General features: G+C 71.0%; 20 protein-coding genes and 1 tRNA gene. 15 read left to right on the forward strand and 6 right to left on the reverse strand.

Annotated elements, in window-relative coordinates; genetic code table 11:
* Nucleotides 1-4: 4 nt before the first annotated feature.
* The 3 genes from E0497_RS05215 to aceE form a co-directional block, all read right to left on the reverse strand.
* The gene (locus tag E0497_RS05215) at nucleotides 5-913 is read right to left on the reverse strand and encodes an ACP S-malonyltransferase (RefSeq protein WP_137723720.1); all 909 of its coding nucleotides are present in this window, start codon (nucleotides 911-913) and stop codon (nucleotides 5-7) included.
* A 128-nt stretch (nucleotides 914-1,041) separates the two neighbouring features.
* The gene (locus E0497_RS05220; RefSeq protein ID WP_137723721.1) at nucleotides 1,042-2,376 is read right to left on the reverse strand and encodes a PucR family transcriptional regulator; all 1,335 of its coding nucleotides are present in this window, start codon (nucleotides 2,374-2,376) and stop codon (nucleotides 1,042-1,044) included.
* 103 nt (nucleotides 2,377-2,479) lie between these two features.
* On the reverse strand, nucleotides 2,480-5,329 hold the full coding sequence (gene aceE, locus E0497_RS05225; RefSeq protein ID WP_137723722.1) for a pyruvate dehydrogenase (acetyl-transferring), homodimeric type: 2,850 nt from the start codon (nucleotides 5,327-5,329) through the stop codon (nucleotides 2,480-2,482).
* Nucleotides 5,330-5,716: 387 nt separating this feature from the next.
* Between aceE and E0497_RS05230 the strand changes: the two genes are divergently transcribed.
* The 4 genes from E0497_RS05230 (at nucleotide 5,717) to E0497_RS05245 (ending at nucleotide 8,047) form a co-directional block, all read left to right on the forward strand.
* Nucleotides 5,717-6,139, forward strand: a complete 423-nt coding sequence (locus tag E0497_RS05230; RefSeq protein WP_137723723.1) for a DUF3052 domain-containing protein — start codon at nucleotides 5,717-5,719, stop codon at nucleotides 6,137-6,139.
* A gap of 27 nt (nucleotides 6,140-6,166) precedes the next feature.
* Nucleotides 6,167-6,631, forward strand: coding sequence for a peroxiredoxin (locus E0497_RS05235; RefSeq protein WP_137723724.1), 465 nt, complete (start codon nucleotides 6,167-6,169; stop codon nucleotides 6,629-6,631).
* A gap of 32 nt (nucleotides 6,632-6,663) precedes the next feature.
* Nucleotides 6,664-6,735 (forward strand) — tRNA-Val (locus E0497_RS05240).
* A gap of 19 nt (nucleotides 6,736-6,754) precedes the next feature.
* Complete coding sequence (locus tag E0497_RS05245; RefSeq protein ID WP_137723725.1) at nucleotides 6,755-8,047, forward strand: threonine/serine exporter family protein; 1,293 nt, start codon at nucleotides 6,755-6,757, stop codon at nucleotides 8,045-8,047.
* Here the strand turns inward: E0497_RS05245 and E0497_RS05250 are convergent.
* On the reverse strand, nucleotides 8,044-8,316 hold the full coding sequence (locus tag E0497_RS05250) for a type II toxin-antitoxin system Phd/YefM family antitoxin (protein ID WP_241665713.1): 273 nt from the start codon (nucleotides 8,314-8,316) through the stop codon (nucleotides 8,044-8,046). The two genes, E0497_RS05245 and E0497_RS05250, sit on opposite strands and share 4 nt — an antisense overlap.
* Nucleotides 8,317-8,482: 166 nt before the next feature.
* On the opposite strand from E0497_RS05250, the gene E0497_RS05255 reads away from it, so the two are divergent.
* From E0497_RS05255 to E0497_RS05285, 7 genes are read left to right on the forward strand one after another with little or no spacing between them, the layout of a single operon-like run.
* Nucleotides 8,483-9,007 carry a protein-tyrosine phosphatase family protein gene (locus tag E0497_RS05255; RefSeq protein WP_137723727.1) on the forward strand — a complete coding sequence of 175 codons (525 nt, stop codon included), beginning with the start codon at nucleotides 8,483-8,485 and terminating at the stop codon, nucleotides 9,005-9,007.
* Nucleotides 9,008-9,055: 48 nt separating this feature from the next.
* On the forward strand, nucleotides 9,056-9,652 hold the full coding sequence (locus E0497_RS05260) for a DUF4178 domain-containing protein (protein ID WP_137723728.1): 597 nt from the start codon (nucleotides 9,056-9,058) through the stop codon (nucleotides 9,650-9,652).
* Complete coding sequence (locus tag E0497_RS05265; protein ID WP_137723729.1) at nucleotides 9,649-10,152, forward strand: DUF2617 family protein; 504 nt, start codon at nucleotides 9,649-9,651, stop codon at nucleotides 10,150-10,152. The genes E0497_RS05260 and E0497_RS05265 overlap by 4 nt, the downstream gene beginning before the upstream one ends.
* Nucleotides 10,140-10,547 (forward strand): DUF4247 domain-containing protein, encoded by a 408-nt coding sequence (locus E0497_RS05270; RefSeq protein WP_137723730.1) that lies wholly within the window; start codon nucleotides 10,140-10,142, stop codon nucleotides 10,545-10,547. Before E0497_RS05265 ends, E0497_RS05270 begins: the two co-directional genes overlap by 13 nt.
* 32 nt (nucleotides 10,548-10,579) lie before the next feature.
* A complete protein-coding gene (locus E0497_RS05275) occupies nucleotides 10,580-11,050 on the forward strand; it encodes a DUF350 domain-containing protein (RefSeq protein ID WP_137723731.1) in 471 nt (156 codons plus the stop codon).
* Nucleotides 10,990-12,600: a polyamine aminopropyltransferase gene (locus tag E0497_RS05280; protein ID WP_137723732.1), complete on the forward strand. Its 1,611-nt coding sequence runs from the start codon at nucleotides 10,990-10,992 to the stop codon at nucleotides 12,598-12,600. Before E0497_RS05275 ends, E0497_RS05280 begins: the two co-directional genes overlap by 61 nt.
* 26 nt (nucleotides 12,601-12,626) lie before the next feature.
* A complete protein-coding gene (locus E0497_RS05285) occupies nucleotides 12,627-13,625 on the forward strand; it encodes a cobalamin biosynthesis protein (RefSeq protein ID WP_241665716.1) in 999 nt (332 codons plus the stop codon).
* On the opposite strand, the gene E0497_RS05290 is transcribed toward E0497_RS05285, so the two are convergent.
* A complete protein-coding gene (locus E0497_RS05290; protein ID WP_137723733.1) occupies nucleotides 13,607-14,563 on the reverse strand; it encodes an SURF1 family cytochrome oxidase biogenesis protein in 957 nt (318 codons plus the stop codon). The two genes, E0497_RS05285 and E0497_RS05290, sit on opposite strands and share 19 nt — an antisense overlap.
* 28 nt (nucleotides 14,564-14,591) lie before the next feature.
* On the reverse strand, nucleotides 14,592-15,275 hold the full coding sequence (locus tag E0497_RS05295; RefSeq protein WP_241665717.1) for an HAD hydrolase-like protein: 684 nt from the start codon (nucleotides 15,273-15,275) through the stop codon (nucleotides 14,592-14,594).
* A 43-nt stretch (nucleotides 15,276-15,318) separates the two neighbouring features.
* On the opposite strand from E0497_RS05295, the gene cobC reads away from it, so the two are divergent.
* The 4 genes from cobC to E0497_RS05315 all read left to right on the forward strand — a co-directional run bounded on the left by cobC (nucleotide 15,319) and on the right by E0497_RS05315 (nucleotide 19,432).
* Nucleotides 15,319-16,365 (forward strand): Rv2231c family histidinol phosphate aminotransferase CobC, encoded by a 1,047-nt coding sequence (gene cobC / locus E0497_RS05300; protein ID WP_137723735.1) that lies wholly within the window; start codon nucleotides 15,319-15,321, stop codon nucleotides 16,363-16,365.
* Entirely contained in the window at nucleotides 16,362-17,498 is a 1,137-nt protein-coding gene (locus tag E0497_RS05305) for a Nif3-like dinuclear metal center hexameric protein (RefSeq protein WP_137723736.1), read from the forward strand. Before cobC ends, E0497_RS05305 begins: the two co-directional genes overlap by 4 nt.
* Before the next feature lie 93 nt (nucleotides 17,499-17,591).
* Nucleotides 17,592-18,329: a zinc ribbon domain-containing protein gene (locus tag E0497_RS05310; protein ID WP_137723737.1), complete on the forward strand. Its 738-nt coding sequence runs from the start codon at nucleotides 17,592-17,594 to the stop codon at nucleotides 18,327-18,329.
* Nucleotides 18,326-19,432: a bifunctional RNase H/acid phosphatase gene (locus tag E0497_RS05315; RefSeq protein WP_170312868.1), complete on the forward strand. Its 1,107-nt coding sequence runs from the start codon at nucleotides 18,326-18,328 to the stop codon at nucleotides 19,430-19,432. Before E0497_RS05310 ends, E0497_RS05315 begins: the two co-directional genes overlap by 4 nt.
* Nucleotides 19,433-19,486: the final 54 nt, after the last annotated feature.

The raw sequence follows: 19,486 nt of genomic DNA on the forward strand, positions 1-19,486 counted from the left end.
TTCGTCAGATGAATTCCGCGAGTGCGGAAAGGTTGTCGGATTCCTTGAGCGCGACGGTCGGTGTGCCGCGCATCTCCCGCTTGGCGATCCCGATCAGGGTGCCGGCGGGAGGGAGTTCCGCGATCGCCGTGACCTGCGCGTCCCGCAGGCTCGCGGTGCACAGATCCCAGCGCACAGGTCGGGTCACCTGTGCGGCCAGCTTGGACAGGGCGTCCGCGCCGGAGGTCACCGGCGCGCCGTCCGCGTTGGAGAGCAACGTCCGGACCGGATCCTGCGGCGTGATCCGGGACGCGGCCTCGGCGACCGCGTCCTGGGCCGGGGCCATGAACCGGGTGTGGAACGCGCCCGCCACCGGCAGGGCCCGCACGCGGGCCTTCTCCGGCGGGTTCGCGGCGAGCTGCTCGAGCGCGTCGAGCCGGCCGGCCGCGACGATCTGCCCGACCGCGTTGCGGTTGGCCGGGGTGAGATCGAGTTCCTCGAGGCGGGCGAGGACGGCCGCCTCGTCGCCGCCGAGGACGGCGGACATTCCGGTGGGTTCGAGCGCGCACGCCTTGGCCATCTCGCCGCCGCGGATCGCGGCGAGCCGCACCGCGTCGTCGGCGGAGAGGACCCCGGCGACGGCCGCGGCCGCGAGTTCACCGACCGAATGGCCGGCGACGACGGTGTCGGCGGGGACGAGTCCCCGCCGCTCGAGCTCCTCGTAGGCGAGGAGGGCGGACGCCACCACGAGCGGCTGGGTCACGGCGGTGTCCGTGATCTCCTCGGCCGTGGCGGTGGTGCCCAGACGTACCAGGTCGAGGCCGGCGGCCTTCGACCACAGTGCGACGCGATCGTGTGCGCCCGGCAGCTCCAGCCATGGGCTGAGCATGCCGGGGGTTTGTGAGCCCTGACCCGGGGCGAGCAACGAAATCACGCATTCCAGGGAACACCGTTGCGGTGGTGACGGGAGATGTTGCCGGGAATGAAACCTGGACACGTGTTTTGTAGGTTTCCCACAAAATTCCACGTCGGCGCCGGCTATCGAATCCGAAGGCTTCCGTGTTACGTCCCGACGCTCCGGATTGTGAACTTTGCGCCGGATGGGCCGGAAGTCGATGTTTGAACAGGTGTTTGGCCAAGTCGCCCGACTGTCGCTGCGACGCGCAACACATAGGCGTCCCGAGGGTTCGTCGGGTCACGTCCGGTGATCTCCGCAATTCGCTTCAGCCGGTACCGAACCGTATTTGGATGAACAAACAGCTGACGGGCACACGCCTCGACGGCGCCACCGGAGTCCAGGTAGGTGTCGAGGGTCTCGGCGAGCGCGGTGCCCGCGAGCGCCAGAGGATGAATCAAGCGTTCGTTCAGATCGGCCACCGCGGCGGTGTCGCCGAGCAGGGCCCGCTCGGGCAGCAGATCGGCGGCGGACACCGGACGCGGCGCCCCGCGCCAGCCCGCGACCGCGTCCATCCCGGCCAGAGCCTCGACCGCACTCGAATGCGCGGCACTCAGGCTCGGCATGGTCGGACCGATCACGACCGGTCCGGCGGAGAAACCGGCCATCAGCTCGGCCATGAACTCGAGGGCCTTCTTGCTGCCGCCGAGTTCGCCGCTGATCACCATCACCAGGCGCTCACCCTGCACCACCGCCAGCGCCGCCCGCCCGTGCTTACGGGCCGTCGTGTGGACGGTGCCGACCACCGCGACACTCTCCTCTGGTGGGGGAGTGCCGACGATCACCGTCGCCGGGGCGGACGCGTTCCAGTTCAGTGTCGCGGCCCGCGACTGCAGATCGGTCCCGGTGTCGCCGCGCACCACCGCGTCCACCACCAGAGCCTCGAGCCGGGTGTCCCACGCGCCACGCGACTCGGCGGCGCTCGCGTACACCGCGGCCGCCGCGAACCCCAGCTCGCGGCCGTACCGCAGGATCGCCTCGGTCAGCGCCACCAGCTGGCGGTCGTTGCGGGCGAGAGCCGGCAGCCGCTGCTCGAAGAATTCCATCGCGACCCGCACCATGTCGACGGTCTGGCGCAGCGTCAACCGGCGCGCCAGATCCTGCGGGATCACCTGGAAGGCGTCGATGCTGAACCGGATGTCGGCGTCCGAGTCCGTCAGCCACTCGAGGAAACTCACCACCGACCGCTGCACGATCATCTGCACGCTGGCCCGCTGCTCGGCATCCAGGTCGGTGAAGAACGGCAACTCGTCCTGCATCGAGGCGATCGCCTCGGTCGACAACCGGCCCGAGAACTGCTTGACCCGGCGCAGCAGGGCATCCGGCAGCGAATCCCGGCTCGGGCGGCCCGACAGGGTCGGGGGCGGCGGCTGATACCGCGTCCGGCGCGGCGCCACCGGGGCGGGAGCGGTGTCCGGCGATTCCGGCGGTTCGATGGACATGCAGAGGAACATACGCCCGCCGCCGGCACGAATGTCCGGGTGGACTCGTGCCGGCGGCGGGCGGGTGGCTACTTCTCCGGGTGTCGGCGGTGCCGACTACCGGTTACGCGACGCCGGGATCCGACGTCTGCTCCGGAGCGGCGTCGACATCGTCGATCCGGTAGCGGGCGGCCGCCTCGACGGCCTTCGCACGGTCGAGCTTGCCGTCCTTCGCGAGCGCGGACAGGACCGCGACCGTGATCGACTCGGCGTCGACGTTGAAGAAGCGGCGCGCGGCCGGACGGGTGTCGGAGAAACCGAACCCGTCGGTGCCGAGCGTCGTGTAGGTGCCGGGCACCCACTGGCGGATCTGGTCCGGCACCGCACGCATCCAGTCGGACGCCGCGACGAACGGGCCTTCGGCGCCGGCCAGCGCCCGGGCGACGTACGGTTGCGGCTCGTCCTCGCCCGGGTTGTGCAGCGCCTGACGCTCGCACTCGACGCCGTCGCGGCGCAGTTCGCCCCACGACGTCACCGACCACACGTCCGCGGCGACACCCCAGTCGGCGGCGAGCATTTCCTGCGCGCGCACGGCGTCGGGCATGGTGACACCGGAGACCAGGATCTGGGCCTTCGGTCCCGTGGTCTCGGCACGCTTGTACAGGTAGATGCCCTTGAGCAGGCCCTCGACGTCGAGGTCCTCCGGCTCGGCGGGATGCGCGTACGGCTCGTTGTAGACGGTGAGGTAGTAGAAGACGTTCTCGCCACCGAACACATCCTGGCCGGGGGTGCCGCCGAACATGCGCCGCAGACCGTCCTTGACGATGTGTGCGATCTCGTACGCGAACGACGGGTCGTAGGTGACGGCCGCCGGGTTGGTCGACGCCAGCAGCAGCGAGTGACCGTCGGCGTGCTGTAGGCCCTCACCGGTGAGGGTGGTGCGGCCCGCGGTCGCGCCGAGCACGAAACCGCGTGCCATCTGATCGGCTGCCGCCCACAGGCCGTCGCCGGTCCGCTGGAAACCGAACATCGAGTAGAAGATGTAGATCGGGATCATCGGCAGACCCTGCGTCGCGTACGACGTGCCGACCGCAGTGAACGACGCCGTCGACCCGGCCTCGTTGATGCCCTCGTGCAGGATGTGCCCGACCGGGCTCTCCTTGTAGGCGAGCATCAGTTCCGCGTCGACCGACGTGTACAGCTGGCCGTTGCGGTTGTAGATCTTCAGCGACGGGAACCACGAGTCCATGCCGAACGTGCGGGCCTCGTCGGGGATGATCGGCACGATGCGCGGGCCGATCTCCTTGTCGCGCAGCAGTTCCTTGAGGATGCGCACGGTCGCCATCGTGGTGGCGATCTCCTGCTTGCCGGACCCCTTGCGGACCGGGGCGTACACCTTGTCGTCCGGCAGCGTCAGCGGCGCGACGTCGGTGCGGCGCTCCGGCAGGAACCCGCCGAGGGTCTTGCGACGGTCGAGCATGTACTGGATCTCCGGCGCGTCCGCCCCCGGGTGGTAGTACGGGGGCAGGTACGGATCCTTCTCGAGCTCCGCGTCGGAGATCGGGATGCGCTGGATGTCGCGGAACCGCTTGAGATCGTCGAGCGTGAGCTTCTTCATCTGGTGCGTCGCGTTGCGGCCCTCGAAGTGCTTGCCGAGGGTGTAGCCCTTGATGGTCTTCGCGAGGATGACCGTCGGCTGGCCCTTGTGCGCCATCGCGGCCGCGTAGGCGGCGTGCACCTTGCGGTAGTCGTGGCCGCCGCGCTTGAGGTTCCAGATCTCCTGGTCGCTCATGTTCGCCACGAGGGCCTTGGTCCGCGGGTCGCGGCCGAAGAAGTGCTCGCGCACGAATGCGCCGTCGTTGGCCTTGTAGGTCTGGTAGTCGCCGTCCGGCGTCTCGTTCATCAGGTTGACGAGCGCGCCGTCCTTGTCGGCGTGCAGCAGGGTGTCCCACTCACGACCCCACACGACCTTGATGACGTTCCAGCCGGCGCCGCGGAAGAACGACTCCAACTCCTGGATGATCTTGCCGTTGCCGCGGACCGGGCCGTCGAGACGCTGCAGGTTGCAGTTGACCACGAACGTGAGGTTGTCGAGGCCTTCGGTGGCCGCGACATGCGCGAGACCACGCGACTCCGGCTCGTCCATCTCGCCGTCGCCGAGGAACGCCCACACGTGCTGCTGCGACGTGTCCTTGAGACCACGATCGTGCAGGTAGTGGTTGAACCGGGCCTGGTAGATGGCGTTCATCGGGCCCAGGCCCATCGACACCGTCGGGAACTCCCAGAAGTCGGGGAGCAGACGCGGATGCGGGTACGACGGCAGGCCGCCGCCCTTCTTCGCGTGGCTGGCCTCCTGACGGAAGCCGTCGAGCTGCTCGGGGCCGATCCGGCCCTCGAGGAACGCGCGGGCGTAGATGCCCGGCGACGCGTGACCCTGCACGAAGATCTGGTCGCCGCCGCCCGGATGATCCTTGCCGCGGAAGAAGTGGTTGAAGCCGACCTCGTACAGGGCGGCGGACGACGCGTACGTCGAGATGTGGCCGCCGACGCCGACGCCCGGACGCTGCGCGCGATGCACCATGATCGCGGCGTTCCAGCGGATCCAGGCGCGGTAGCGGCGCTCGACCTCCTCGTCACCGGGGAACCACGGTTCGTTCTCGGTGGGGATGGTGTTGACGTAGTCGGTGGAGGTCAGCGCGGGAATCGACACGTGCTTCTCACCGGCCCGCTCGAGCAGGCGCAGCATCAGGTAGCGGGCGCGGGTGTCGCCGGCGCGGTCGAGCAGGCCGTCGAACGATTCGAGCCACTCGCTGGTCTCGTCCGGATCGATGTCCGGCAGATAGGAGGCCACCCCCTCGCGAATGACGCGGACCCGGCCGTCGGTGCCGGGTGCTGCGGGTGACGAGGACCCTCCGGGGACGCCAGGAGTGTCGGCGTTCGGTGAAGACGCGGGCCCTTGGATCAGGTCTGACAAGGTGTGCTCCTCATTGTGGTGGGGACGCGCGGATGCCGCGTCCGCTCCCTCCGGACGGTCCTGGGTAGGGGCCGCCGGTTTCCATATGAATATGGCGCAGCCCTCATCTTCCCTCATCCGTCGAATGTGGGCACCCCCGCTCCCCGGTTCGGGGCCGGGCGCGTCGGACCGTCATCGACGCCTCCGCGTTTGCCCTGATCAGCGAGGTTTGGGCGGTATCGTTCGGGCTTTCTCGAAATTTTCACGTTCGTCGGCTTGCATGAACGGCTCCGACCCTGTTCGCTTTCCACTAATGATCGCTGCACGCTCGATCCCGACCGGGATGCGCGAGATCGGCCGAATCGCTTCGGCCGAGCAGAGCTCCACAACAGGAGGAGGACACCAACCGTGGTCGCCGCGGAGGACGCCCAGAACTACGCCCAGAAGCTAGGAATTGTCCACGACATGGTGGTCCAGGAGCTGGGTTGGGACGAGGACACCGACGAGGACCTGCGGGTATCGGTGGAAGATGCCGTCGGCGGGGAGATGGTCGACGAAGACTCCGACGAGGTCGTGGACGTCGTGCTGCTGTGGTGGCGTGACGGTGACGGCGATCTCGTCGATGCGCTGATGGACGCGATCGGCCCGCTGTCCGACGACGGTTTCGTGTGGGTGCTCACCCCCAAGACGGGTCTGCCCGGCCACGTCGAGCCGAGCGAGATCGCCGAATCGGCGCCGACCGCCGGCCTGACGCAGACGTCGGCAGCCAACCTGGGGACCTGGAGCGGTAGCCGCCTGGTGCAGCCCAAGGCTCGCGCCCCCAAGCGCTGACCCACACCCCGACCCTCAGGAGCCGACATGCCTCTCGAAGTGGGCGCCACCGCGCCCGATTTCACCCTCAAGGACCAGAACAACCAGGAAGTGACGCTGTCCGACTTCCGTGGGAAGAAGAACGTGCTGCTCGTCTTCTACCCGCTCGCCTTCACCGGCGTGTGCCAGGGCGAACTGTGCCGGGTGCGGGACGAACTGCCCACGTTCCAGAACGACGACGCCGAGATCCTCGCGATCTCCGTCGGCCCGTCGCCGACCCACAAGATCTGGGCCGCCGAACAGGGCTACACGTTCCCGCTGCTGTCCGACTTCTGGCCGCACGGTGCCGTCGCGCAGGCGTACGGCGTCTTCAACGACGCCCTCGGTTTCGCCAACCGCGGCACGTTCGCGATCGACAAGGACGGTGTCGTCCGGTTCGCCGAGATGAACGGTCCCGGCGAGCCCCGTGACCAGGGCGCTTGGGAGAAAGCGCTCACCGCGCTACAGTCCTGAGGCGATTCCGGCGGCATCTGCCGCCGGAATTCGGGCGTGTAGCTCAGTGGTAGAGCTCTGGTTTTACACACCAGCGGTCGGGGGTTCGAAACCCTCCGCGCCCACCGTCGTTACCCTTTTCGTGTGAGCAGTCCGACCCGCACCACCGGCACCGGTACCGAACCCACCCCCGCCCGGCATCTCGGTGAGCTGGGGGTCCTGCTGCTCGAGGCGGGGCTGTCGGTCACCGATGTGCGGGCGTCCCTGGAGTCGGTGCCGGCGGCCGGCCGGGGCGCCGGTGGTGATCTGGCGTTCGCCGTCCTGCCCGATTCCGTCATCGTCACCGACGACACCGGCACGGTGACGATGGTGCGTTCCGGTAAGTCCGGACTGTCGTTCCGGCAGGCCGCGCACGCCAGCAGACTGCTCCACGAGACGGTTGCGGCGGCGGTGTCGCTGTCGCAGTTACCCGCACGCATCGCGCAGGTGCGGGCGATGACACGTCCCCATCCGGTGACGTCCTGGGCGGTGGGCAGCGCACTGATCGCCGGGGGTCTGGCCGTGGTGTTCCGCTGCCCGTGGTGGTCGATCCTCGTCGCGGCCGCGGTCGGTGCGCTCGTCGGTGTGGTCGCCTCGATCCTCGACCGGACCCGCGACGGTGTCTCGATCGTGCCGTTCGTCACCGCGTTCCTGTCCACCGTGCTCGTCGGGGTCGTCGGCACCGCCCTCGACCTGGGGCCGGTGCCGCTGTTCGCGGTGTGCGCGCCCGTCGCGATCCTGGTGCCGGGCGCGGTGATCACCAACGCGCTGCTGGAGTTGACGTCCACCGACATCGTGACCGGATCCGCGCGACTGCTCTACGGGCTGATCATGCTCGGGTTCATGACCGCCGGGATCAGCGCCGGAGCGCACGTGACCGGACTGCGGATCGACCCGGACTCCGCCGCGCTGATCGGCCAGATCGGTGCGGCCGCCGGCACCAGCGGCTGGCAGGCCCTGCCGCCGCTGTGGATGTCCTGGGTCGGCGTCGTGGTGCTCGCACTCGGGATCGGTATCGCGTTCGGTGCCGGCCGTCGGCTCACCCTGCTGGGTGTCGCCGTCATGACCGGCACCTACGCGGTCCTCACGGTCGCGACGCCCGTCATCGGCGGTGTCGCCGCGACCGGACTGGCCGCCGGCGTCCTGTTCGTCACCGCCCGGATCCTCGAGAGCCTGACCGTCGCGGTCCCGGCCACGGTCTCGTTCCAGCCGGCGTTCCTGCTGCTGGTACCCGGCACCGTCGGACTCGTGGCGGTGGCCGCCTTCGACACCGCCGCCCTGCACAGCACCCCGGCGACATTCGTCAGCCTGTGCATCGGAACCAAGATCGGTGCACTGGTCGCGGAGGTCCTCGTGCGTCCCCGCCGATCACCCGCCGGGTTCGGCGCCGTCGACTAACCTGCGGCGTCCTTGCGTTTACTGCGTTTCCCGTGGTTCGCCGCCGCTGCCGCGGGACGGGCGCGGGCCATCTCCCGCCGCAGACTGTCCATCAACTCGGGGGACCGGAGCAGGAAGTTCGCCTCCTGCAGCGCGGCGTACCGCTCCCGGGAGATCAGCACCGCCTCGCCGCGTCTGCCGACGATCTCGATCGCGACGGCGTCCTCGTTGACCGCGCGGATGAGCGACCCCAACCGTTTGCGCGCGTTCTTCACCGTGGTCGTCGCCACTCGCGTCGCCCCCTTTCGTCGTGAAAACCGGACAGTGTCGTGCTGCTCCGGGCATCCTCGCATCAGCAGCGCCGATCCGGGTACGACCGCGACGCGAAACCGTGCACGCCCGCCGACGTTCTGCGGCGATACTGGAGTCCCGTCCCCGCAACGAACGGACGTCCGCGTGAACGACGAGTACGTCGATCCGACGGCGATCGACATCCGACTCGACCCGCTGCGCCAGCACCTGGTCGGCATCACCGCACACGGGCATCTGCCGTTCGACGTCCCGGTCATCAGCGAGGTCGCCCACAACCTGTGGCAGGGCGGCTGCCGGGACGGCCTGATACTGCCGGGTTTCGTCCGCCATCTCGTCTCCCTCTACCCGTGGGAGCAGTACGAGATCCGGCACGCCGTCGACTCCGAGATGTACGTGCGCATGTACGACAGTCCCGAGCAGGGTTTCGAGCAGGTCGACGCCCTTGCGGCGTGGGTCGACGTGTGCCGGGAGACCGGGCCGGTGCTGGTGCACTGCCAGGTCGGGTTGAACCGGTCGAGCCTGGTCGCGGCCCGGGCGATGGTGCTGTCCGGGGAGGCGGATCCGGCCGGGGCGATCGCGCTGCTGCGACTACGGCGATCGTCGGCGTGCCTGTGCAACGAGGCGTTCGAGTCGTGGCTGCTGGAGGGGGCCGCCGGCGACGACCAGTAGGGTCGGACGGGTCCCGGAACCCGACGAACGTGGGGGAAACCTGTTCGCATGGCTGTACTGATTGTTCTGATCGTCCTGTTCGTGCTCGTGGTGGTCGCCGGCATCGTCGTCTACGTCAAGCGGGCGGGGACGTCCGCACCGGCCCGCCGCGTCGACCCGCTCGCCGACTACCCCGAGGCGTACGACCCGCACAAGATCGGTGTCGGCGACATCGTCACCTACGCCGGTATCGACCACGTCGTGCGCGGCACCATCGTCCTCGACGACGAGGGCTACCAGTGGCGTGAACACCTCCTCGACGGTTCCACCGGCCGCCGCTGGCTCACCGTCGAGGACGACGAGGGCGAACTCGAGATGACGCTGTGGATGCGGCGCGAGGGCACCGGCCTCGAACCCGACGGCGACGTGATCCTCGACGACCGCGTCTACCGCCGGATCGAATCCGGCTCCGCCCGGTTCACCGCCGAGGGCACCACCGGCACCGCGCCCACCGGGGCGATGGACTACGCCGACTACGAGACCGCCGACGGCACCGGACTGCTCGGCTTCGAGCGGTGGACCCGCGCCTCGTCGTGGGAGGTCTCGACGGGCCGCAGCGTCACCCGCGGCGAGCTGAGCGTCATCCACTCCGGTCCCGCCCGGTGAGCGTCCACCTGCTCGACGTGGCCCCCACCGACGTCGCCGCCGACGCGCTCGGCCTCGTCCTCGGCGCCCCGGCCCCCGACACCCTCGCCGAACTGCGGCTGTCCGACCCGGTCGCCGGCACCGTCACCCTCGGCGTGCTCGGTGCGTCGCACGTGGTGGTCGCCGAATCCGGGGACACCGTGTTCACCGAACAGGTGTCGTGCGACGCCGTCGCTTCCGGCGGACGCCGACTCCCGGCGGCCGAGCAGCAGGACGGCTACCGGTTCGCTGCCCGCGTCGAGCACGTCACCGAGACCGAACTACGCGACCGGGCCCGCGATCTGCGGGCGGACGCGGCCGCCGACGACTGGGTGTGCGCCGGATTCCCCGGCGACCCGGATGCGTTGACGGCACTGACCGCGACCGCGGACGGTGGGCAGTGGCACTGGCGGACGTGGCACCTGTACCCGGGCCGCGGATCCGGCACCGTCGTCACGACCGAGAGCAGGTGGCGGCCGTGAAGCGCGGACTCGTGGCGGCCGTGCTCGCCTGCGTCGGCCTGCTGCTGGCCGGGTGCGGCGGCAACGTCCGCGACCACCTCGGCGACAACTTCGAGTACCGCTCCAAGTCCGGCAGCGTGACCACCTACCACTCGCCGGATCCGGTGGGCACCACCGTCTCCCGCATCGTCGCGGACGACGAACCCAGCGCCCGCCGCGCCGACGGCAACAACGAGTACCTGCGCTACAGCGACGACATCGTCACCGTCGGCCCGGCCGCGGGCGGCGGCAGCACCGTCACCGTCGAGGACCTGGGCCGCTACAACGGCGGCCACTTCGCCTACCTCGGACCCGTGTTCAGTCCCGGCTCGCCCGCGGCCGGCAACGTGTCCGGCGGATCGGGGTCCGCGAAATGATCACCATCACACCGTCTTCCGGGAGCACGCACATGACCGTCACGAACCTCGCCGTGACCACCGAGATGGGATCTGTCCATCTGGGGCCGATGGTCGGCGGTATCGCCGCGACCCTCGCGTTCTTCGCCGTCGGTATCGCCGTGCTCACCGCCGGCTTCGCGATGCTCGACGCCCTCACCCCCGGCAACCTGCGCCACCAGGTGTACGTCGAGAAGAACCCCAACGCGGCGATCCTGCTCGGCGCCAACCACCTCGCGCTCGCGATCGTCGTGATCACCGCGATCCTCACCAGCTCCGACGGATTCGCGCAGGGCCTCGTCGACTCGCTCGTGTACGGCGTCGTCGGGGTGGTGCTGCAGGCCGCCGCGCTCGCGATCATGAACGTGCTGCTGCCCGGCCGCCTCGTCACCCTCGTCGGGGAACCCCGCATGTGCGGGGCCGCATGGGCCGTCGCGATCACCCTGTTCTCCGTCGGCCTGGTCAACGCCGCAGCCCTGTCGTGACGGCGGTCGCGCCGACCGCGCCTCGCGCACTGGGCCGCCGCTCGCGGGTGCTGCTGCTCGCCGCCGTCGCGGCCTGCGCGGCGTGCGGGCTGGTGTACGAACTGGCGCTGCTGACCCTGTCGGCGAGCCTCACCGGCGGCGGTATCACCGAGACGTCGCTCATCGTCGCCTGCTACGTCGCCGCCCTCGGACTCGGCGCGCTCGCCGCGAAACCGCTGCTGCGGCACGCGGCGGCGGCGTTCGTCGGCGTCGAGGTGGTCCTCGGACTCGTCGGCGGTGTCAGCGCCGCCACCCTGTACGTGTCGTTCACGTTCCTCGGCTCGTCGACGTGGGTGCTGGTCCTCGCGACCGCCGCGATCGGCATGCTCGTCGGCGCCGAGGTGCCGCTGCTGATGACGCTGCTGCAGACCGGGCGCGACGGTGACGCCGCCGACACCGGCAAGGTGCTCGCCAACCTCAACGCCGCCGACTACGCGGGCGCCCTCGTCGGTGGTCTCGCATGGCCGTTCCTGCTGCTGCCCGCAGCCGGACTGATCCGCGGCACCGCCCTGACCGGCATGGTGAACCTGGGCGCGGCCGCGGTCGCCGCCCTGTTCCTGCTGCGCGGGCACCTGCGCCCCGCGGCGCGGGCCGTCGCCGTGCTGGCACTGCTGCTGGCCGCGGCCCTGCTCGCGACGCTGCTGGCCCGCTCGTCCGACATCGAGACCACGTCCCGGCAGCGGCTGTACCCGGACCCGGTCGTGTATGCGCAACGCTCCCAATACCAGGAGATCGTCGTCACCGAACGGTCCGGGGACACCCGGCTCTACCTCGACGGCGACCTGCAGTTCTCCAGCCGCGACGAACACCGCTACACCGAGGCCCTCGTGTATCCGGCGCTGGCACGGGACCCGCAGCGGGTGCTGATCCTCGGTGGCGGTGACGGTCTCGCCGCCCGCGAGGTGCTGCGACACGACAGCGTCCGCGAGATCGTGCAGGTGGAACTCGATCCGGCGGTCCTCGACGTCGCGAACACCCGGTTGCGCGGCCTCAACGGCGGCGCCCTCGAGGATCCGCGGGTCACCGTCGTCGTCGACGACGCGTTCCGCTGGCTGCGCGCCGGCACCCACGGCGAGTTCGACGCCGTGATCGTCGACCTCCCCGACCCGGACACCCCGACCCTGGGCCGGCTGTACTCCACCGAGTTCTACGGGATCGCGTCGACAGCACTCGCCCCCGGCGGCCTGATGGTGGTGCAGTCCGGCAGCCCGTACTCGACGCCGGACGCGTTCTGGCGCACCGTCGGCACCGTCGAATCCGTCGGACTGGGGGTGACGCCGTACCACGTGCTGGTGCCGAGTTTCGGGGACTGGGGGTACGCGCTCGCGCAGGCCGGACCGCCCCCGGAGTTGGCGCTGTCACCGCACGCCGCGCCCCGCCGGTTCCTCGACGCGACCACCCTCGCCGCGGCCGCCGGGTTCCCCCTCGACCGGCAGCGCCGCGTCCTCGCACCGTCGACGCTGGACCGTCCGCACATCGTCGACGACATGCGCCGCGGATTCGAACGCTGATTCGGTCCGGTGATACAACTGGCGGCGTGCTGCGCTCCACCCGCCGTCAGGCCCCCCGTTCCGTCCGTGCCTCGGCTCGCGCCGCCGGACTGCTCCTCGGCTACGCCGCCGACCGCGCGTTCGGCGATCCCCGCAGTTTCCATCCGGTCGCCGGATTCGGGCTTGCCGCCATGGCAGTCGAGAAGCGCACGTACGCCGACAGCCGGCCCGCGGGTGTCGTGCACACTGCGGTCCTCGTCGGCGCGACCGTCGCCGCCGGGGTCGCAGTCGAACACCTGAGCGTCCGGCTCGGCTGGGCAGGGGAGGCGGCGGTCACCGCCGCCGCCACCTGGACGGTCCTCGGCGGCACCTCGCTCGCCGGTACCGGACGGACCATGGCCGCCCACCTCGACCGCGGCGACCTCGCGGCGGCACGGAATCTGCTGCCGTCACTGTGCGGACGCGACCCGAGTGTCCTGGACGTCGACGGGATCGCCCGCGCCAGCCTCGAATCGGTTGCCGAGAACACCTCCGACGCCACCGTCGGCGCCCTGCTGTGGGGTGCGGTCGCGGGGGTGCCCGGACTGCTCGGCTATCGGGCGTCGAACACGCTCGACGCGATGATCGGCTACCGCAACGAGAAATACCGGCAGTTCGGGTGGGCGGCGGCCCGCTGGGACGACGCCGTCAACCTGCTGCCCGCCCGGCTCGCAGGCGGACTCACCGTGGCCGCGGCACCCGTCGTCGGCGGCTCACCGGCCGCGGCGTGGCGGGCGTGGCGCCGGGACGCGGCGAACCATCCCAGCCCCAACGCAGGGGTCGCGGAGGCGTCCGCCGCCGGCGCGCTCGGGGTGCAACTCGGAGGCCGCACCGAATACGGGCACGGCGTGGAGATGCGTCCCACTCTCGGATCCGGTCCGGCGCCCGTCGTCGCCGACCTCGAGCGGGCGGCACGACTGTCGACCGCGGTGCAGACGGGTGCGGCCGGGGTTGCCGCGGTGGTCGCGCTCGCGGTGGGACGACGGCGTCAGCGGCGCTTGCCGTAACGGTCGGCGAGTTTCGCCTCCGACGCGGTCAACGGTGCGGCCGGGGCGTCGGACTTCTTCTTGCGCAGGGTGCGCTTGGCCGGCAGTCGGAAGTCGTCGATGGGCGCTGGTGCGGTGGTCTCGGGAACGGATCCGGTCGACGGAGCGGGTTCGGTCGGCGGGGTGTGTTCGGGCTCGAGCACCGGTGCCGCCGCGAGCGCCTTGGCCTTGCGACGCTCCCGTAGCTCGGCGCGCACGAAATACGCCAGGCCGAGGGGCGCCATGATCCCGAACGCCAGCCACTGCAGGCCGTACGACAGGTACGGTCCGGAATCCATCTGCGGCAGCGGGATCGTGCCCAGGCCACCGGGCTGGGCGTCGTCGAGCTGCAGGTAGCCGGCCACCAGATCGGTGCCGATGAAGCCGCCGATCTGGCCGGAGTCGATGAAGTACACCTGCCGGGTGCCGGACTCGGTGATCGGATCCTTACCCGGCACCGTGCCCTCCGACATCCGGATGCGGCCCTCGACCGTCACCTGCCCGGTGGGGGCGGCGGGGATCGGCGGCGCCTGCGTGCCCCGCACCGGCCGCACGTACCCGCGGTTGACGAGCATCGTCAGCCCGTCCGACATCGCCAACGGCGTGAGCACCTCGTACGCGGGCTGATCCTCGACAGACCGCAGCCGGACCAGGATGTCGGTGTCCGGGAGATACGTGCCGGTCGCGAGCACCTTGCGCCACTCGTCCTGCGGTGCGGGCCCGGTGCCGCCGATCAGCGTGTCGATCGGCACCGCGCCGGCGTCGATGGACTCCTCGAGCAGGGTGTTGCGCTCCGACGTCCGGGTGTTCTTGCCCAGCTGCCACGGCGCCAGCACCGTGAAACACATGAACGCGAAACCGGCGACGACGGCCGCCAACGCCAGCCAACCCGGTCGCAACAGAAATTTCAGCCTGCCCACGACCCCTACGGTACTGGTTCGGTGCAGGTCACCTCGTCAGCACCCGAGTCAGATCGGCGGCGGTCGCGGCCGTCCAGCGTGCCCCGGCCGCCTCGCCCGGCGTGCCGTAGCCCCATTCGACGAACACCGTCGGGATGCCCCAGTGCGCGGCACCGTGCACGTCGTGCTCGCGGTCACCGATCATCACCACGTCGGTCGTGCCGTCCGCGACTGCCGGGAGTCCCAGCCCGCCGAGGACGTGCTCGATCACGTCGGCCTTCGCGCGCCGCGACCCGTCCGCGCTGGCGCCGCCGATCACCTCGAAATGGCCGGCGAGCCCGAAATGCTCCAGGATCCGGATCGCGAACGTCTCCGTCTTCGACGTCGCCACCGCGAGCCGGGCCCCCGCCGCGCGTGCCGCGGCCAGCGTCTCCTCGACCCCGTCGTACACGGCGTTCTCGGACCAGCCGGCCGCGTCGTAGCGCTCGAAGTACGCGGCCAGCGCGGCCGCCGTCTCCGGCTCGTCGAGTCCCATCGCGTGCATCGACTCGATCAGCGGTGGACCGATCACCGTCGCCAGCATCGCCGCGGTGGGCTCGGGCCGGCCGACCGCCGCGAGGGCGTGCCGGAAACCGTTGTGGATGCCGCGCGCGGAGTCGGTGAGGGTGCCGTCGAGGTCGAACAGCAGAACAGGGGCGAGGGGCGTCACGTTGTCGGTCACCGCATCAGTCACCGTGTCATTGTCCCGGTCGGTCCCCACCGTAGGGTGGGCGGTCATGGACTTCGGATCAGGGACCGCGACCGACGTGCTCGCGCCGCTGCGGCACCACGGCGACACCGAGACCGGTCCCGGACTGCTCGATTTCGCGGTCAACGTGCAGGGGGACGGACCTCCCGAGTGGCTGCGACGCCGGCTCGCCGACACGGTCGCCTCCCTCGGCCGGTATCCGGGCGCCGACGCCGACCTCCGGGCCCGGCAGCAGGTTGCCGCCCGGCACGGCCGCCGTGCCGAGGAGGTACTGACTCTCGCCGGCGGTGCGGAGGGGTTCGCGATGCTGCCGCGGCTCGCCCCACGTCGGGCCGCGCTGATCCACCCGTCGTTCACCGAACCCGAACTGGCGCTGCGCGAGGCCGGTGTCCCGGTCGTCCACGTGCGTCTCGACGCGCCCTACCGGCTGGACCCGGCGGTGGTGCCAGAGTCGGCCGACCTGGTGGTGCTCGGCAACCCCACCAATCCGACGTCGGTGCTGCACCCGGTCGACGACATTCTCGCGTTGCGGCGGCCCGGCCGGATCGTCGTCGTCGACGAGGCGTTCATGGATGCGGTACCGGGGGAGACACAGTCGGTGGCCGGACACTCGCTGCCGGACGTGCTGGTGCTGCGCAGTCTGACGAAGACGTGGGCGCTGGCCGGTCTGCGCTGCGGCTACGCGCTCGGGCACCCCGACGTGCTGTCTCGGCTGACTCACGGGCGGGCGCACTGGCCGGTCGGCAGCCTGCAGCTCGAGGCGATCACCGCGTGCAGCGAGCCGCACGCGGTTGCCGAGGCGGCGGACAAGGCCCTGCGTATCGCCGCCGACCGGGACATCGCCGTCGACCTGCTGCGCGGCGCCGGTATCGACGTCCACACCCCGGCGTCGGCGCCGTTCCTGCTGCTCCGGGTGCCCGGCGGCGAGCGGGTGCGGATCGCGCTGCGGGAGCGGGGGATCGCGGTCCGGCGCTGCGACACGTTCCCGGGGCTCGGCCCGGACGTCCTGCGGATCGCGGTGCGCCCGCGACCGACGACCGAACGTTTGATCGACGTCCTGAAGGAGATCCTGTGACGACCACCCCGACCCTGGCCGACGTCATCGCTGCCCTCGAGGCCGCCTACCCGCCGGCGCTCGCCGAGTCGTGGGATTCGGTCGGGCTCGTCGCCGGCGACCCCGACGACGAGGTGCGGAAGGTCGTCGTCGCCGTCGACGCCACCGAGGCCGTCGTCGACGAGGCCCTCGCCACCGGCGCGCAACTGCTGCTCGTGCACCATCCGCTGCTGCTGCGCGGCGTCGACACCGTCGGCGCGCACACCCCCAAGGGGGCGCTGCTGCACCGGCTGATCCGCGGCGGCTGCGCACTGTACAGCGCCCACACCAACGCCGACCGGGCCGATCCGGGCGTGTCCGACGCTCTCGCCGGCGCGCTCGGACTCGTCGACACCCGGCCGCTCGTCCCCATCCCCGACGAGGTCACCGACAAGTGGGTGGTGATGGTGCCGCCCGCGTCGACCGACGACGTGCGCGACGCCCTGTTCGCGGCCGGGGCCGGCGCGATCGGCAACTACCACGACTGCAGTTGGAGTGTCACCGGCGACGGCCAGTTCCGGCCCGTCGCCGGCGCGAACCCCGTCGTCGGGGAGGTCGGCGGACTCGAACGCGGACCCGACGACCGGCTCGAGGTGGTCGCGCCCCGCGGCCGCCGCGAGACGATCCGGGCGGCCCTGCACGCCGCGCACCCGTTCGAGGTACCCGCCTACGACGTGTACGAGACCGCGGACCGGCCCGGCCGCCGCGGACTCGGCCGCATCGGGGTCCTGTCGCAGCCGACGACACTGCGCGCGTTCACCGCGACCGTCGCCGCCGCGCTGCCCCGCACCGAATGGGGGGTCCGGGCCGCCGGTGACCCGGACCGGATCGTGCAGACCGTCGCGGTGTGCGGCGGATCCGGGGACTCGCTGCTGGGCGCCGTGTCCCGGCTCGGTGCCGACGTGTACGTCACCGCCGACCTGCGGCACCACCCCGCCGACGAGCACCTGCGCACCGGCGGCCCGGCGTTGGTGGACGTCGCGCACTGGGCCAGCGAGCAGCCGTGGTGCGCGCAGGCCAAGGATGTCCTGGACGCCCGGTTCGCCGGGGTCGACGGCTGGGACGTGCGGGTGACGGACCTGCGGACCGATCCGTGGACCGTCGCCTGTCACTGACCGCGGGCGGGTACGGTTGACACTCGATCTCGGGTCACCGAGTGCCCCGATGTACCTCAGCGATGTACAAGAACACAGCAGGAGCTTTCACGCGTGAACGTCGACCCCTCAGTGCAGTCCAAGCTTCTCCAACTCGCCGGTGTGGACACCGAATCGGCCCGACTCGCGCACCGTCGTTCGACGCTGCCCGAGCAGCAGGAGGTCGAGCGTCTCGAGGCCGAGCGGGTGTCCCGCAAGGACGCGGCGGTGGCCGTGGAGATCGTGCTCGACGATCTCGATCGCGACATCCGGAAGCTCGAGGGCGAGGTGGACGCGGTCCGGCAGCGTGAGGTCCGCGACCGCAAGCTCCTCGAGGGTGGCACGCTCGCCCCGAAGCAGCTCACCGAACTGCAGCACGAGCTCGGGAGCCTGGAGCGCCGGCAGTCGGTCCTCGAGGAGGAACTGCTGGACGTGATGGAGCGCCGGGAGGCGTCGCAGGCCGACCACGATCATGCCGGGGCACGCCTGACACAGGCCGAGGACGAGATGATCGACGCCGAGCGCCGCCGCGACGACGCCGTCGCCGATCTGGACAAGACGCAGGAACGCTGCGACGCGGACCGGGCCGGGCTCGTCGGCCTGTTCCCCGACGAATTGCTCGCGATCTACGAGAAGCAGCGCGCCGACCGCGGTGTCGGTGCGGCACTGCTGCAGGCCCGCCGCTGCGGCGCATGCCGCATCGAGATCGACCGCGGCGAGATCGCCCGCATCGCCGGAACCCCCGCCGACGTCGTCGTCCGCTGCCCCGAGTGCGGCGCGATCATGGTGCGCACCAAGGAATCCGGTCTGTGACCGACCGCGTCGTCGTCGAGGCGGACGGGGGGTCCCGCGGTAATCCGGGTCCGGCCGGCTACGGCGCGGTCGTGTTCGACGCCGCCCGCGGGCGGGTGCTCGCGGAGCGGCGGGAATTCCTCGGTGTCGTCACCAACAACGTCGCCGAGTATCGCGGTCTGATCGCGGGCCTGACCGCGGCCCGTGACGCCGGCGCCCGCGAGGTGGACGTGCGGATGGATTCCAAACTCGTCGTCGAGCAGATGTCGGGACGCTGGAAGGTCAAGCACCCCGACATGATTCCGCTCGCGCAGCGGGCCCGGGAGATCGCCGCGGCATTCGCCCGGGTGAGCTACACGTGGATCCCGCGCAGCGAGAACGGCCACGCCGACCGGCTCGCGAACGAGGCGATGGACGGGCAGGACGCGATCGTGTCCGGCCTCGCCGACGACTCGACCGATGCGGCTGTGGACGCGGCGGTCGCGCCGGCCCCCGGCTGGACCGGCGCGGTCGGCGCCCCCACCCGGATGCTGCTGCTGCGGCACGGTCAGACGGCACTGTCGGTGGAACGCCGCTATTCGGGCCGCGGTAATCCGCCGCTCACCGAGTTGGGGCGCGGGCAGGTGCGGGCCGCGGCCGGCCGGATCGCCGCGAAGGGGGCGATCGCGGCGGTCGTGTCGTCGCCGCTGGGGCGGGCCCGTGAGACCGCGGAGGCGGCCGCGGGCGCGCTGGGGTTGCCGGTCACCGTCCACGACGGTCTGATCGAGACGGACTTCGGGAAGTGGGAGGGCCTCACGTTCCTCGAGGCGTCCGAACGCGATCCGGACCTGCACGGCCGCTGGCTGTCCGACACCGCGGTCCGGCCCCCGGCGGGGGAGAGTTTCGACGAGGTACGCACCCGGGTCGAGGCCGTCCGCGACGACCTGACCGCGACGTACGCGGGCAGCAACATTCTCGTCGTCTCGCACGTCACCCCGATCAAGACGCTGCTGCAGCTCGCGCTGGGTGTCGGGCCGTCGCTGCTGTACCGGTTGCACCTGGATCTGGCGTCGCTGAGCATCGCCGAGTTCTATCCGGACGGTGGTGCATCGGTGCGGCTGGTGAACGACACGTCGCACCTGTGACCGGTGCGGTCGGTAGCCGAACGAACGGTCGATTGGATTCGCCATCGGCGGCGG

The sequence above is a fragment of the Prescottella subtropica genome (genome assembly GCF_005434945.1).
Taxonomy (GTDB): domain Bacteria; phylum Actinomycetota; class Actinomycetes; order Mycobacteriales; family Mycobacteriaceae; genus Prescottella; species Prescottella subtropica.